Here is a 14,994-nt window from a genome sequence, read left to right on the forward strand (position 1 = left end):
GGGGAGAACACGTCAATTAAATCTGTAAAAATATGTTACCTATGGAGGGGTTAAGGATGAGAAACACTTTATTCACACCGAAAAGACATTGGAAAGAGATCGAGCTATGGAAGGATGTAACAGATGAGCAGTGGAACGATTGGGTGTGGCAGCTGACGAATACCATCAAAAATTTAGATGACTTAAAGAAAGTAGTGAACTTAACACCAGATGAAGAAAACGGGGTAAAAATCTCAACGAAAACCATCCCATTAAACATCACACCGTATTATGCTTCACTTATGGATCAGGATGATCCAAGATGTCCGGTCCGTATGCAGTCTGTTCCGATTTCTGAGGAACTTCATAAAACAAAATATGATTTAGAAGATCCTCTTCATGAGGATGAAGATTCTCCGGTACCTGGGTTAACCCATCGCTATCCGGATCGCGTGTTGTTCCTAGTAACCAACCAATGCTCGATGTACTGCCGTTACTGTACACGAAGACGTTTCTCCGGACAAATCGGAATGGGAGTGCCTAAGAAACAATTAGACACAGCGATCCATTACATCGCATCCAACCCGCAAATTCGCGATGTGCTCATTTCCGGAGGAGACGGACTCCTGATTAATGACAATATTTTAGAATATATTTTAAAGAATTTACGGGAGATTCCCCATGTGGAAATTATTCGTATTGGTACAAGAGCACCAGTCGTGTTCCCGCAGCGCATTACAGAAAATCTTTGCAATATCTTGAAAAAGTACCATCCAGTTTGGTTGAATACACATTTTAATACGTCGATTGAAATTACCGAAGAATCGAAACGAGCTTGTGAAATGCTGGCAAATGCGGGGGTACCACTTGGTAACCAGGCGGTTATTTTAGCAGGCATAAACGACAGTGTACCGATCATGAAACAACTCATGCATGATCTTGTGAAAATCCGCGTTCGTCCGTATTATATTTACCAATGCGATTTATCAGAAGGCATCGGCCATTTCCGTGCACCGATCAGCAAAGGCTTGGAAATCATGGAAGGACTTCGCGGTCATACATCCGGTTATGCCGTTCCAACGTTTATTGTGGATGCGCCGGGTGGAGGCGGTAAAATTCCATTGCAGCCGAACTATATTATTTCTCAAAGTGCAAATAAGGTTGTTTTACGTAACTTTGAGGGTGTCATCACCTCTTATCCTGAACCGCAAAACTATCTGCCAGGAAGTGCGGAGGATTATTTTAAAACGGTCTATCCTGAAGTGTTTGAAAAGTTTGAAAGTAATGGAGTTCTGTCCATTATTGACGATACGAAATTTAACCTAACACCTGAAGGATTAAAGCGTCTGGACCGCCGGAAAACGTATAAGGAAAATCCTGAACATAGTTCTTTAAAGGATAAACGTGAAAAGCGGGATGAATTAAAAGAGAAAAAGTTCCAAGCGCAAATGACTAAGTATGTAACGGTGGGAGCAGGGGAGGAATAATGGTGGTTTGTCAATGGTGCGAGTCTAACTCAACAAGTGAAACGAGTAACACCGTGTATTGGGAGCTTCCAGATGGAACGAAAGTGATCGAAATTCACAACACGCCAACCATTCATTGCTTGGAATGCGGAATGAACTATCAAACTGATCGTACAGTGAAAGAAATTGAGGATCAACTCTATTTAATTGATACCTCTATGCTTGAAAAAAGTATGATGTATGAAACACTTATGGCCGCTCCACGCTTATTGAAGCGAAACTACTTTGATTTTTCAAAATAAATAGTGAGCTGTCTCCCGCTTTTTACTAGTAAGAAGAATTGAATCTTAAGGACAATTTATCCCTATCGAAACGTAGTAGGGATAAATTGTCCTTTAAAAAAGCATGATTTATCGTTCAAAGTGAAGGGAGAAATGACATGGAAGCGACCAAAAGCCATAATCATGACCATAATAATCAGAAATATCAGAATGTTAAAGATGGGCAGGTTCATATAAAACGAAATCTAAAGGCACGGCACATGACGATGATTGCCATTGGCGGTTCAATTGGAACTGGGTTATTTTTAGCGACAGGGGCGTCGATCCAAACCGCTGGACCTGGCGGGGCGCTAATCGCATATGGAGCAATCGGCATCATGGTCTACTTCTTAATGACTAGTCTTGGAGAAATGGCGACCTTAATGCCTGTTTCGGGCTCCTTTGCAACGTATGCCAGCCGTTTTGTCGACCCGGCATTTGGTTTTGCGCTCGGGTGGAATTATTGGTTCAACTGGGCTGTGACACTTGCAGTTGAAATTGTTGCATCTGCTATTATCATGAAGTTTTGGTTCCCGGATGTACCGAGCATCGTTTGGAGTGGATTGTTTTTAGCGGTCATCTTTTTATTGAATGCATTGTCGGTTAAAAGTTACGGAGAATCCGAGTATTGGTTTTCCTTGATAAAAGTTGTGACAATCATTGTTTTTATTGGAGTAGGTCTGTTGACTATTTTCGGTATTTTGGGTGGACATTTTATTGGCTTTAAAAATTTTACAATAGGTGATGCTCCGATTCATGGGGGCGTTATGTCGATTTTAGGGATCTTTTTCATTGCCGGTTTTTCCTTCCAAGGAACCGAACTCGTGGGGATTGCTGCAGGAGAAAGTGAAGAGCCTGAGAAAAACGTACCAAAGGCAATTCGACAAGTATTTTGGCGTATTCTCCTTTTCTATATCGTTGCCATTGCAGTGATTGGCCTTATTATTCCTTATACAAGCCCCAATCTTTTAGGCGGGGACGTTGACGCCATTGCGGTCAGCCCTTTTACCCTTGTATTTAAGCAAGTGGGCATTGCATTTGCCGCATCGGTAATGAATGCCGTCATATTGACATCGGTTTTATCCGCGGGGAATTCCGGTTTATATGCATCGACCCGTATGCTTTGGTCAATGGCAAAAGACGGACAGGCGCCTCAATTTTTACGAAAACTAAATAATCGCGGGATTCCAATGAATGCGCTTATCTTAACAACCATTATAGGAGGCTTCGCCTTTTTAACATCGATTTTTGGAGACCAAGTATATACATGGTTATTAAATGCTTCAGGTTTAACTGGATTTATCGCCTGGCTTGGAATTGCAGTCAGCCATTACCGTTTTAGGAAAGCATTCACAGCCCAAGGCAGGGAGTTGAATGAATTAACATTTAAAGCAAAATGGTATCCCCTCGGTCCGATTCTCGCTTTTACGATGTGTGTGATTGTGATCTTGGGCCAAAATTATCAAGCTTTTTTGAATGGTAAGATTGATTGGTATGGAGTAGCTGTTTCCTATATTGGGTTACCGATCTTTTTGGCAGTATGGATTGGGTATAAGATTGTTCATAAAACGAAAGTCGTTCCATTGCAAGAGTGTTCTTTTGAAGAGATGGAGTCTTAATAGAAGTATGTTATTCGTTCCATCTCGCAAACATAATATATGCCTAAATTTATTTTAGGTGGTTTTTGAATAAAAAACTTCTATCCAAGGGTAGAGGTTTTTTTATGTTGTTTACATGGAAGTAAATGTGGTGTTTTTCCGCTATTTTGGGGGACATTTGGCCGATAATTAAACAACCTCAGCCCTGTTGAGAACAGAATGCTGAGGTTGTTTAAAAGACAAACGGAGTTATTGGCTCCATCTTCAGGTAACTACCCAATCAATTGGATGACCCTTTATTTTTGTACAGACTGACTGACAAACGTTTATAACATTATTAAAGTTATCAAAGGCTATAATTTGTTGTTAAGAAAGCTGCTAGTTGTTTGCTTTTTTGTTTTCTTTCCTTACGCATTCTTGCTCGCTCTGGTGCGGTTTCATGTAATTTTTTCTCTTCTTCTGTCTCAGGAATGACCTGCGGAACATGTGCTGGACGTTTATGCTGATCAAGTGCCACAAACGTTAATAGAGCAGTTGCTGCAATTCTACGTTCACCACTTTTTAAATCTTCAGCAATAATCTTTACAAAAACCTCCATGGATGAAGTACCTGTCCATGTCACATAGGATTCAAAACAAACCGAATCTGATGTATGAATAGGACATAAGAAGTCAACTGAATCGGTTGAAGCCGTTACACATTCCCTGCGGCTATGTCGGGCTGCCGAAATAGATGCCACTTGATCCACATCACTCATTAACCGACCGCCAAATAATGTATTATGATTATTTACATCATTTGGGAATACACGACTTGTACGTATTACTCGTGATTCTTTACAATATTTTACTTCCATATCCACATCTCCTATAAACCGAAATTGAACCATTTTGAAAATGTTATTTAACCCTCTAATAATAAGGTTTCAGGGTCCTCTAAAAGCTCTTTTACTAAAGTTAGAAAACTTACAGCTTCTTTTCCGTCAACAATTCGATGATCATACGACAAGGCAATATACATCATTGGTCTGTTTTCCATTCTTTCTTCATCTATAGCGACTGGTCTTGTCTGAATTTTATGCATACCTAGTATACCTACTTGAGGGCCATTTAGGATTGGTGTAGACATTAAAGAACCAAAAACTCCGCCGTTTGTAATCGTAAATGTGCCTCCTTGGAGCTCCTTCAATGTAAGCGCATTGTCACGTGCTTTTTTGCCAAGGTCGCTTATTTCTCTTTCAATCTCAGCAAAACTCTTCTGATTTGCATCGCGCACCACCGGTACCACTAACCCCCCGGGAGCCGCAACCGCAATTCCGATATCATAAAACTTTTTAACAAGAACCTCATCATCTTGAATTTCTGCATTTAATAGTGGAAATTGCTTTAAGGCTGCTACCACGGCCTTTGTAAAAAATGACATAAAACCGAGACGAACCTCATGTTTTTCAAAAAACACATCTTTCCGCTTTTTCCGTAAGTTCATAATGGCTGTCATATCAACTTCATTAAACGTAGTCAGCATTGCAGCTGTTTGTTGTACTTCCACAAGCCGTTTTGCGATCGTTTGCCGGCGCCTGGACATCTTCACTCGTTCAACAAGCTTATCGGGCTCCGATTGTTGCTGAATGGGGGCCGGACTTGAACTAGTTTTCTCCATTTTAGACTGATCCTTTATCGCAGGTGTCTGAGTATGTGCTGTTACGTCATGCGGTCTGATTCTTCCAAATGGGTCGCTGCTGACTACTTGTCGTAAATCAATTCCTAATTCTCTTGCTAGTTTCCTTGCTGCCGGTGAAGCAATCGTGCGTTCTGTTTTTTGCTGGTTTAACTCGATGTCAGGCTGGTTAGACGGTTTTTCTACTTCTGGAGCTTTTCCTTCTTGAATTGATGAAGAGGATGTAGCAGCAGCCACTGTCTCATTATCTTCTAATATTGCGATTACTTCTCCTACTTCGACCGTATCACCTGGTTCCTTTAAAACCTTTGTCAATATACCAGTTGATTCAGCTCCAACTTCTAAATTAACCTTATCTGTTTCAAGTTCAACGATTCCTTCACCTTTGGTTACTTTATCGCCAACATTTACGAGCCATTGCAAAATGGTCCCTTCTGAAATCGATTCTGCTAGTTCCGGTACCTTAAGTTCAATCATTTATCTATATCCTCCTAAGTCTTTAAAAAAATGTAGTTATTAGATTCCCAGTTTAGCTATGCACTAAAACTCTCTCATATTTTTCTTTATTTATTAATTGATTCATATTTAAAGCTTGTTGAATAATTTGTTCTTGTTCTTCCCTATGAACAGTCGGGTCACCTCCCGCAGGACTGGAACGGTCCGGACGACCAATATAGGAAACTGTTACTTTTCCAGAAGCAAGATCAGATAGAATAGGGAAGACAAAATGCCATGCTCCCATATTCTTTGGCTCTTCTTGCACCCAAACAATCTCCTCCAAATTCGGATACCGTTGTACAATCACTTCCACTTTTTCCTTTGGAAATGGGTATAATTGTTCAATGCGAATCACATGTACTTCATTCGAATTTGAATATTCTTTCGTTGACTCTACTGCTGCGATATCAATCGCCATTTTACCTGTTGTTAACACTAAACGTTTTACCTTACTATCTTCTTTTCTAAGGTGTTCCTGTTCAAGCACTGTATGGAAATACCCCTCGGTAAGATCTGTACTTGTGCACGATGTCAGCGGATGACGTAATAGGCTTTTTGGCGTCATAATGACTAATGGTCGTATATACTCCGTTCCAAGAGCCGCTGCTTGCCTACGCAGTATATGAAAATATTGAGCAGCACTTGTTAAGTTTGCCACCGTCCAATTGTTTTCAGCTGCCAATTGTAAAAAGCGTTCCGGACGGGCACTTGAATGTTCCGGTCCTTGTCCTTCATAACCGTGGGGCAGAAGGAGTACAAGACCGGATTTTTGCCCCCATTTAGCTCTTCCAGCTGAAATAAATTGATCAAATAATGCCTGAGCGGTATTGGCAAAGTCTCCATATTGCGCTTCCCATATCACAAGTGTTTCAGGAGCAAAAACATTATATCCATATTCGAAGCCAACTACCGCTGCTTCTGAAAGCGGACTATTATAAACAGCAAACGAAGCACGGGCTTCCGGAAGACTTTGCAAAGGTGAAAAGGTTTCATTTGTTTCTGTATCATGAAGTACAATGTGACGGTGAGCAAACGTTCCACGCTCGGAATCCTGTCCAGTTAGACGGATCGGTGTGCCATCTTTTAATATTGATGCAAATGCTAAACTCTCAGCTAGCGCCCATTCAACTTTTCCGGTCTCTTCCAATGCGTTTTTCCGGCGCTCAAGAATACGCTTTAATTTTGGATAAACATGAAAATCTTTTGGCCATTTAAGTAATTCGGTGTTTAATTCCCGAAGTGTGTTTAGAGATACACACGTGTCCATTGGTGGAATACCGTTGGCAATTACCGCCGGCACCTCTAAATTGTCGGCTGGAACTTCCTTTTTCTCTGAGACTTTGTCATACTCTGCTTGTAATATCTCTTGTATACAACGATTGATTTGTTCAATATCAATTTGACTAAGAATATCTCTTTTTTGCAATGATTCAGCATATAGAGCTCTGACCGTTTGATGCTTGGCCACTTTTTTGTACATATTAGGCTGAGTGACAGCAGGATCATCCATTTCATTATGTCCAAAACGCCTATAACCTACTAAGTCTATTAAAAAGTCTTTTTGGAAACGGATTCGGTATTGATAGGCAAAGTTGATAGCTTGCAGGCAGGCTTCTGGATCATCTGCATTCACATGCACAATCGGGATTTCGTATCCTTTTGCCAAGTCACTCGCATATCTCGTAGAACGGGAATCATGGCTGTCTGTTGTAAAACCGACCATATTATTTGTAATAATATGGATCGTCCCCCCAGTTTGGTATCCTTTTAATCTCCCTAAATTCAAAGTTTCGGAGACAATGCCTTGGCCAGGAAATGCCGCATCGCCGTGAACTAAGACAGCGAGCGCTTTCAAATGATTTCTTTTAGGAAAACCAGGTTTTGTCCGTGATTCCTGGGCCGCTCTTGTAAAGCCTTCAACCACCGGGTCTACAAATTCCAGATGACTGGGGTTGTTTGCCAGTGTTACACGTGTACGAACTGTCCCGGAGCTTGCTATGAATCGATCGTAGCCTAAATGATATTTCACATCTCCTGTCCAGCCTTCACTTAATTCTAAAAGTTCGGAGGGCTTGCCCTGCTGTTTAGTAGAAGAATGTTGAAACTCAGAGAAAATCTTGTTGTAGGGCTTTTCCAAAACATGCGCCAATACACTTAAGCGCCCGCGATGTGCCATTCCAATCACGATATTGTGTACACCATCTCTCGAACCTTCGCGGACTAGCTGATCAAGTATCGGAACAAGCATGTCGACTCCTTCAATGGAGAATCTTTTTTGACCAACAAAGGTTTTATGTAAAAATTGTTCAAAACATTCAACCTCTGTCAATCGTGTTAACAGATTTTTTCGTTCTGTGTTTGTAAGCTCACAATGAAGAAATTCCTTTTCTACCATCTGACGTAACCATTTTCGTTCTTCAGCATGTTGAACATGATCAAATTCATAGGCCAAAGAAGAGGTATACTTTACTTTTAAATGACTAAAAGCATCCCATGCAGTTTGGACTTCAGTTGGAGCCTCCTCCCAAACTGCACTAGCAGGGATGGCTTTTAAATCATCCTGAGTTAATCCAAACTTATTTAGATTCAGCATGTCATGATTTTTTTCATTGTCATCTAAAGGATTAATCTTAGCTGATAAGTGGCCGTAGGAGCGCAATTCCCCCAACAATTCTCTTGTTTTAATCACTTTTTCTAAATTTTGCATATTCGTTGGAATAGCATGAAAAGGTTCTTCCATATCGTTTATTTCAAAAGAAAGAGGTGATTCCCATCCAGTAAAAAGCTCTTTTAAACCTGAATCAATTTGATCATTGCCACTCAAGTACTTTTCATATTGTTCCAGCACATAGCCAAGGTTTGGTCCAATAAAATTCTCCCAAGGATTTTTTTGGCTCTTCAGTTTCCCCATCCTCAATACCTCCATGATTGTATTTCTTTTTTTGTGTAGTGTTTTTATCTAAAAAGTGTAGATTCGTTATGGATAAGAATAATGCAATTGCAGGAATAATTAAAATCGCAAAAAATAATGCTTAGTTATAAGAAAATTTTATATGGAAAAAAAAGTAATAATTGTGGTCCTTCAAAATCCAAAGATTTAATCAACAGTTAAGCTCTGATTGACAAATTTCTGTTGATACATACCGTATCTTTAATTTATTAACAGATTTTAAATAATCAAAAAAGCACAACCAGCTTATTCCGGCTGATCGTGCTTTTTATATGCTCTATAAAAACCGTCTCTATGCGGCTTTTTCTTCGTGGTGTCTCTCTACTTTGTGACCTTCCCATTTTGAAATGACAATAGCAGCTAGTGAGTTGCCGACGATGTTGACACAAGTACGGGCCATGTCAAGCAGTCTGTCAACGCCTAGTATTAAGGCCAAACCTTCTACTGGAATTCCGACACTTCCTAACGTTGAAAGTAGGACGACAATGGAAACTCCAGGTACGCCTGCAATTCCTTTGGAAGTGATCATTAAAATAAGGACTAATGTTATTTGGTGGCCAATACTTAAATGAATCCCATACATTTGCGCAATAAACAAAGCCGCGATTGCCTGATACAAGGTAGAGCCGTCAAGATTAAAAGAATAGCCGGTAGGAATGACAAAAGAAGTAATTCCTTTTGGACAGCCAATCCGCTCCATTTTTTCCATAATTTTTGGAAGGACTGTTTCAGAGCTCGCTGTGGAATAACCCAGAATTAATTCGTCTTTCAGGTAGGCTAATAGCTTAAAAATGTTATAACCGGCAATTTTCGCAACAATGCCGAGAATCACAATGATAAAGAAGATCATGGCACCATAAACAGTGATCACCAATTTCCCAAGAGGAATTAATGAAGCTAATCCGAATTGCGAAACCGTAACCCCAATTAAGGCAAATACCCCAAATGGTGCAACCTTCATAATCTGGTTGGTAACATAGAACATCGCATCAGCTGTACCCCTAAAAAACTCGATAATGGGCTTGCCTTTTTCTCCGATTGCTGCAACGCCTAGTCCAAACATAACAGAGAAGAAAATAATGGCCAGCATATCACCATTTGCAAACGCTTGAACGACATTGGTCGGAACGATATTCACAAATGTATCAATTTTGGAGTGTGAATCTGTTGTTTTTTCGGTCGTTACATAGGAACTCATGTCCGATTTAACGAGCTGTGAACGGTCAACGCCTGTACCTGGATGAAAAATATTTGCAACTAACAAGCCGACAACGATGGCGATTGTTGTAATGATTTCAAAATAAAGAAGTGTTTTACCGCCAAGCTTGCCTACTGATTTCATATCACCGGCACCTGCCACACCAACGACAAGGCAAGAGATTACAATTGGCACGACAATCATTTTAATTAATCTTAAAAAGACGGTTCCAATCGGCTGCAAAATCTCTTCTATATGTGGATTTCCGTAAAAACAAGCTCCTACAATAATCCCAAGAATAAGGCCAATAAAAATTTGCCAAGCTAAACTAATTTTTTTCATTCGCTTCTCTCCCATCAATAAGCTTTTTGATACTATTGTAGTAGAATATATGTTGTAAACGATTACAGTTTATATCATAATAGTCGGACTACAATAAACTACAGAAAACTACAAAAATCATTTAAAATATTTTTACAATTCATATTATTATTTTTTTGATGGGCAGGAGGTAATCCTATTCGCGATAAATTAGTTGCCTATTTATTTATGCTGATTGCTGTACCGATTACCGGTGAATTAAAGTTTTATCCTTTAAACAGTACTGACTTTAGAATAAGCTTGAGTACACCTGTATTTTTCTTCATTTTGTTATGGTCACGTAAAATCCATCCCGTCTTAGCCGGCTTTTTGACGGGAATGGCAGTCGTTTTTTTTCGAATCATTCTGGACAAGCTTGAAGTTGGCACATTTGATTTCCAAAACCATTTTCAAACATTTTTTTATTACATGATCTTTGGCCTGTTTTTTCATATTTTTAAGGTGAAAAAACAGTACCACCGGCCATTATTCATTGGTCTGCTTGGAATGGTGCTTGAAATTATGGGCAATTTTACGGAAATGACCATTCGCCATTTTACAACCGATATGAAATTGACAGCCTCAGATTTCTTGATTATTGTTGGGGTAGCAATCATCCGCAGTTTCTTTGTGCTCGGTTTCTTTAATACGATCTTAGTGCGCGAGACAAGGTTGGCGGAAGAGCAGCAACGGAAGCGGACCGAAGAGGTTTTACTGATCGTCTCAAATTTATATGTAGAAATGTTTCAATTGAAAAAATCAGCTGAAAATGCGGAGAAGTTAACGAGCGCCTGCTATGCCATTTATCGTGATTTAAAAACATTAAACAATCACAATCATGCGCAGGAGATGCTGAAGATAGCCGGGGAATTACACGAAATTAAAAAAGATAATCAACGGATCTATGCCGGTTTGTCCAAATTAATGAATAAGGAAAAGTTTGACTTTATGAACATTCGCGAGATCATTTCGGTTGTCACCATTTCAAATCAACATTATGGTGAGCTGCTTGGAAAAACGATTGATTTCGAAGTACATGTTTTTGGAGAGCATCCGGAGTACCAACCCTTTGTCCTCCTTTCGCTGCTTAATAATCTTGTGGCCAATGCTGTTGAAGCCATCGAACAGGAGGGGCAGGTCTCCTTAACCGTGGCAAGGGTTGAGGACGAAGTTAACATAAGGATTATGGATAATGGGAAGGGGATTTCTGAGAAAAACAAAAAATATATTTTTGACCCAGGTTTTACCACGAAATTTGACCAAGCCGGAATTGCTTCAAATGGTATTGGTTTATCCTACACAAAAAATGTCGTTGAAAATCTTCAAGGAAAAATCAACCTGGTCGAGTCACCTGCAGCAAATGGAACAAACTTTGAGATACATCTTCCCATCGAAAATTTAATCAGAAAAGCGGATGGGCCCGTTTAGCTTACTACACTATTTTTAGAAAAAGGGGGGATGACGGTGAATTTTTTTATTGTTGATGATACAGCCAACATTCGAGGGATGCTGTCAAATATAATTGAAGAAGAAGGATTGGGGGCCATTGTTGGGGAAGCTGCCGATGGAGCTGAAGTTGATGCTCAAACCCTAGCTGTACGGGAAGTGGATATCTTGATGATCGATCTGCTTATGCCCATCAGGGACGGGATTGAGACAGTCAGAGAAATTGCTCCCTTCTTTCGGGGAAAAATCATTATGATTTCTCAAGTTGAAACGAAGGATATGATTAGTGAAGCGTATTCTCTCGGTGTCGAGCATTATATTACAAAGCCGATTAACCGGCTCGAAGTGGTTAGTGTCATTAAGAAGGTAAGTGATTATCTATTACTGGAAAAATCACTCCATACGATTCAAAAATCGTTAAGCGTTTTAACATCCCACAATACAACTAACAGGCAATTTGAGCAAACTCACTCGAAAAAACAACATTCGTTTATCTCCACTGCCAAAAGTATCCTTCTAGAACTTGGGATTGTTGGTAAAAACGGTGAAAAAGATTTGCTGGATCTGCTGGAAATTATTCATCAATGGGACATGGAAGGAAATCGGGAGCTCCCGCCTTTGAAGGAGCTGTATGAGCTTGCAGCCAAGAAGCGTCTCGGTGCGGCAGCCTCTTCGGAGGAAATAAGAAAAGAAGGGAAAGCAGTGGAACAACGGATCCGACGCATCCTCCAACAAGTGCTCGAGCATCTTGCCTCACTCGGCTTAACCGATTTTGGCAATCCAACATTTGAACACTATTCATCCAAATTGTTCGACTACACCCAGGTAAGAATGAAAATGCTCGAACTGGAAGGTAAAAACCACACCACCACTACCCGTATCGACATCAAAAAATTTCTTCAATCTATTCACATGGAGATTATGGTTAGGGTGTGACCTTTGTCCATTTGGAATTTTTAATTCAAAATTGATTTAGTTAGGGTTCATCATAATCTAGCAATTAGCAATAATTCTTAATGAACTCCTGAAGTTTTTAAAATTGCATGAGACCTGCTTGCCAGGTCTAGTGGGTTCAATTCCCACACAGTCCTACATATTAATTTATCATTTAAATCATAGAATTTATGAGATTGAGTTACAAAGGGGTTGTTCTAAAATGCAAGTTAGAGAAATCACGGAGAATGACTACTTAGAATCAATGAAACTGTCAATGTATGCGTTTCAATATAAGCTTGAGGACGCTGACTTACAGGCCAGAAAAGAAAGTATGAAAAATCATAAAATTTTAGGAATATGGGATGAGGATATTTTAGCTGCCCAACTGCATATTATTCCACTTACCATTTTTATGAATGATGCCGAATGGTCAATGGGTGGAATCGCTGGTGTTGCTACCTATCCAGAGTACAGACGAAACGGTTACGTAAATGCTCTCATCACCGATGCTTTAAAACACATGAGAAATAATAATCAGATTGTATCGCTTTTATACCCGTTTGATATCTCTTTTTATCGAAAATTCGGTTGGGAAATATTAAATGAACAGAAAAAATTAACGATTGAAAAAATCAATTTGAAGTTCCTGGAAGCGCAGCCTGGTTTTGTCAGGAGATATTCTAAGGAGACGCACAATGAGGTCATAGAAAACCTTTACATGCAATTCTGCACTCGACATTCAGGGATGCTAAAGCGGGACACAAAATGGTGGAAAGAAAAGGTATATAGTGAAGATTCGCAAGTTGCTGTCTATTATCATTCTGAGAACGATGCAAAGGGCTATATTCTTTATCAAGTAAAGGATAAAAAAATGAAAGTGGAGGAGTTGGTTGCACTTGACCATCATGCGAGAATAGGGCTATGGAATTTTATTTGCCAGCATGACTCCATGGTTGAAACTGTGACTCTCAATCTGGCAAGTCAGGATCCTTTCCCTTATTTTTTGCCGCAGCCCAATGTGAAAACCGAGTTGACTCCCTATTTTTTGGCAAGGATTGTGGATGCGGAAGAATGCTTACGAAGATTTCCGTTTATTCAAGAACATCCACCACTCTTCTTGCATCTTGAAGATTCACATGCACCTTGGAATAATGGGAGCTATTTACTAGGTAACGGAGAAATGAAAGTGTTTAAAGAAAAAATGGGAGGACAGTGCGTTCATCCTCCTAAAAAAGGGATTCGATTAACGATTAATTCTCTTTCCGCCATTCTATTTGGTTACAAAAGGCCAATGGATCTTTTTGAAATGGGGTACTTAAAAGGGAATAAAAATGAGATTGAACTTTTCGAAAAAATGGTCCCGTCTATGAAATCATCATTCTTTGATTTCTTTTGATTGAAATAAGTGCCTGTCTCAACCCACTATTTGTCGAATTCATCGACATTATTCGGGTTGTGACAGGCACTTTTTTAAACAAGGATTTTCCCCGACTTTAATACGATTGGTTGCATAAGATTGAGGAATGGGAGAAAGGAGTTGCTTCAAAGAAGAGTAAGAGGATAAACGAGGGTTTCTCAAAATGGGAAAAAGAAATGTTGTTCCCCTTTCATAGCAAAAAGTCCATAATCAATTACAATGATTGTATCTTCATTAGATAAGGCTAAATTGTCCCTCTTTAAATCATCCGGTATAATTCCATTAGCTAGGAATTTGTCCTTCAGTTGTAGTATCATATTTTTTGTAATTTTAGGGATTTTCGTCATCTTCTTCATTATGATCCAACCATAACCATACTGTATGACTGGGCACAAGCTGTTTCTTATATTCGGAGAACACTTGTTATATATTTCATATTCAGTTTTATTACTTTGAATCCCAGAACTTGAAACAGCGACTTTAAGTACGTATCCATTCCCCAAATCATAAACTATCCTAAAAAAACCATTTCCAATGATATCGTAATTTAACTTTAAACTTTTCTTAGCTACACTAATCCGATGATTATTATCCCAATAGAACCTTTTATTCATATTTTTTATCCATGAATCAATAGTTTGTAGATCATTACTAGATAAGATGTTTTTATTAGATTTTAATCTTTCACTTTTAGCCATAATATTCGACACCTCCTATATCAAATTAGTTTGGCATGCATGATACATTTTCCTGAAAAAAGACGATTAAGTGTTTAATAGGAAATAATGTGTACAAAACTTTATGATTCTTTTTTCTATATATTATTTTGCTATAAAGCAAATGGTATGGGACATGTCCTAGTTTTACATAAATAGGTACCAGTTTTAGCACCAAATCGAAAGGACACAAATAAGATATATAATATCGGGCCAATTATGTTGGTTATTGCATCTTGAAGATTTACATGTACATTGGAATATGGGAGCTATTTACCACCAGCAGGAAATATGTGTTAACGCATTTCTCTCCTAAATATCTAATAATCAGTATGCTATAATTCAGTAACCATACAATTTTTCTTTTTTATTCTCATTGATTAAAATAGAATGATAGAATAGGCCATTCAAAAACGTTTTGGTGTAGATAAAG

11 protein-coding genes are annotated in these 14,994 nt (G+C 39.1%); 6 read left to right on the forward strand and 5 right to left on the reverse strand.

All coding sequences use genetic code 11. The features are described from left to right. The first annotated feature begins 56 nt into the window (after positions 1-56). From kamA to ACZ5XR_RS07895, 3 genes are all read left to right on the forward strand, one after another. Positions 57-1,466, forward strand: a complete 1,410-nt coding sequence (gene kamA / locus ACZ5XR_RS07885) for a lysine 2,3-aminomutase (protein ID WP_464501110.1) — start codon at positions 57-59, stop codon at positions 1,464-1,466. Between the two features lie 2 nt (positions 1,467-1,468). Further along, positions 1,469-1,747 carry a YokU family protein gene (locus ACZ5XR_RS07890; protein ID WP_464502259.1) on the forward strand — a complete coding sequence of 93 codons (279 nt, stop codon included), beginning with the start codon at positions 1,469-1,471 and terminating at the stop codon, positions 1,745-1,747. 137 nt (positions 1,748-1,884) lie between these two features. Next, positions 1,885-3,384 (forward strand): amino acid permease, encoded by a 1,500-nt coding sequence (locus tag ACZ5XR_RS07895; RefSeq protein ID WP_464501111.1) that lies wholly within the window; start codon positions 1,885-1,887, stop codon positions 3,382-3,384. Between the two features lie 325 nt (positions 3,385-3,709). On the opposite strand, the gene ACZ5XR_RS07900 is transcribed toward ACZ5XR_RS07895, so the two are convergent. The 4 genes from ACZ5XR_RS07900 to ACZ5XR_RS07915 all read right to left on the reverse strand — a co-directional run bounded on the left by ACZ5XR_RS07900 (position 3,710) and on the right by ACZ5XR_RS07915 (position 10,028). Continuing rightward, positions 3,710-4,219, reverse strand: coding sequence for an acyl-CoA thioesterase (locus ACZ5XR_RS07900; protein WP_464501112.1), 510 nt, complete (start codon positions 4,217-4,219; stop codon positions 3,710-3,712). A 47-nt stretch (positions 4,220-4,266) separates the two neighbouring features. After that, positions 4,267-5,517 (reverse strand): 2-oxoglutarate dehydrogenase complex dihydrolipoyllysine-residue succinyltransferase, encoded by a 1,251-nt coding sequence (gene odhB / locus ACZ5XR_RS07905; RefSeq protein ID WP_464501113.1) that lies wholly within the window; start codon positions 5,515-5,517, stop codon positions 4,267-4,269. Between the two features lie 52 nt (positions 5,518-5,569). Continuing rightward, a complete protein-coding gene (locus ACZ5XR_RS07910) occupies positions 5,570-8,449 on the reverse strand; it encodes a 2-oxoglutarate dehydrogenase E1 component (protein ID WP_464501114.1) in 2,880 nt (959 codons plus the stop codon). A gap of 331 nt (positions 8,450-8,780) precedes the next feature. Beyond that, complete coding sequence (locus ACZ5XR_RS07915; RefSeq protein WP_464501115.1) at positions 8,781-10,028, reverse strand: cation:dicarboxylate symporter family transporter; 1,248 nt, start codon at positions 10,026-10,028, stop codon at positions 8,781-8,783. A 207-nt stretch (positions 10,029-10,235) separates the two neighbouring features. Here ACZ5XR_RS07915 and ACZ5XR_RS07920 point away from each other — a divergent pair, with 207 nt between their 5' ends. The 3 genes from ACZ5XR_RS07920 (at position 10,236) to ACZ5XR_RS07930 (ending at position 13,824) form a co-directional block, all read left to right on the forward strand. Next, positions 10,236-11,474 (forward strand): ATP-binding protein, encoded by a 1,239-nt coding sequence (locus tag ACZ5XR_RS07920; RefSeq protein ID WP_464501116.1) that lies wholly within the window; start codon positions 10,236-10,238, stop codon positions 11,472-11,474. A gap of 36 nt (positions 11,475-11,510) precedes the next feature. Then, entirely contained in the window at positions 11,511-12,428 is a 918-nt protein-coding gene (locus ACZ5XR_RS07925) for a response regulator (protein ID WP_464501117.1), read from the forward strand. 220 nt (positions 12,429-12,648) lie between these two features. Next, positions 12,649-13,824 (forward strand): GNAT family N-acetyltransferase, encoded by a 1,176-nt coding sequence (locus tag ACZ5XR_RS07930; protein ID WP_464501118.1) that lies wholly within the window; start codon positions 12,649-12,651, stop codon positions 13,822-13,824. A 179-nt stretch (positions 13,825-14,003) separates the two neighbouring features. Here ACZ5XR_RS07930 and ACZ5XR_RS07935 read toward each other — a convergent pair whose 3' ends face one another. Beyond that, positions 14,004-14,543, reverse strand: a complete 540-nt coding sequence (locus ACZ5XR_RS07935) for a protein kinase family protein (RefSeq protein WP_464501119.1) — start codon at positions 14,541-14,543, stop codon at positions 14,004-14,006. Between the last annotated feature and the right edge of the window lie 451 nt (positions 14,544-14,994).

The sequence above is a fragment of the Neobacillus sp. Fa239 genome (assembly GCF_055395235.1).

Coding starts and splice junctions, on each gene's coding strand:
- odhB (WP_464501113.1), bottom strand. CDS start 5,517: ATGATTGAACTTAAGGTACCGGAACTAGCAGAATCGATTTCAGAAGGG.
- ACZ5XR_RS07920 (WP_464501116.1), top strand. CDS start 10,236: ATGCTGATTGCTGTACCGATTACCGGTGAATTAAAGTTTTATCCTTTA.
- ACZ5XR_RS07930 (WP_464501118.1), top strand. CDS start 12,649: ATGCAAGTTAGAGAAATCACGGAGAATGACTACTTAGAATCAATGAAA.
- kamA (WP_464501110.1), top strand. CDS start 57: ATGAGAAACACTTTATTCACACCGAAAAGACATTGGAAAGAGATCGAG.
- ACZ5XR_RS07935 (WP_464501119.1), bottom strand. CDS start 14,543: ATGGCTAAAAGTGAAAGATTAAAATCTAATAAAAACATCTTATCTAGT.
- ACZ5XR_RS07915 (WP_464501115.1), bottom strand. CDS start 10,028: ATGAAAAAAATTAGTTTAGCTTGGCAAATTTTTATTGGCCTTATTCTT.
- ACZ5XR_RS07910 (WP_464501114.1), bottom strand. CDS start 8,449: ATGGGGAAACTGAAGAGCCAAAAAAATCCTTGGGAGAATTTTATTGGA.
- ACZ5XR_RS07895 (WP_464501111.1), top strand. CDS start 1,885: ATGGAAGCGACCAAAAGCCATAATCATGACCATAATAATCAGAAATAT.
- ACZ5XR_RS07900 (WP_464501112.1), bottom strand. CDS start 4,219: ATGGAAGTAAAATATTGTAAAGAATCACGAGTAATACGTACAAGTCGT.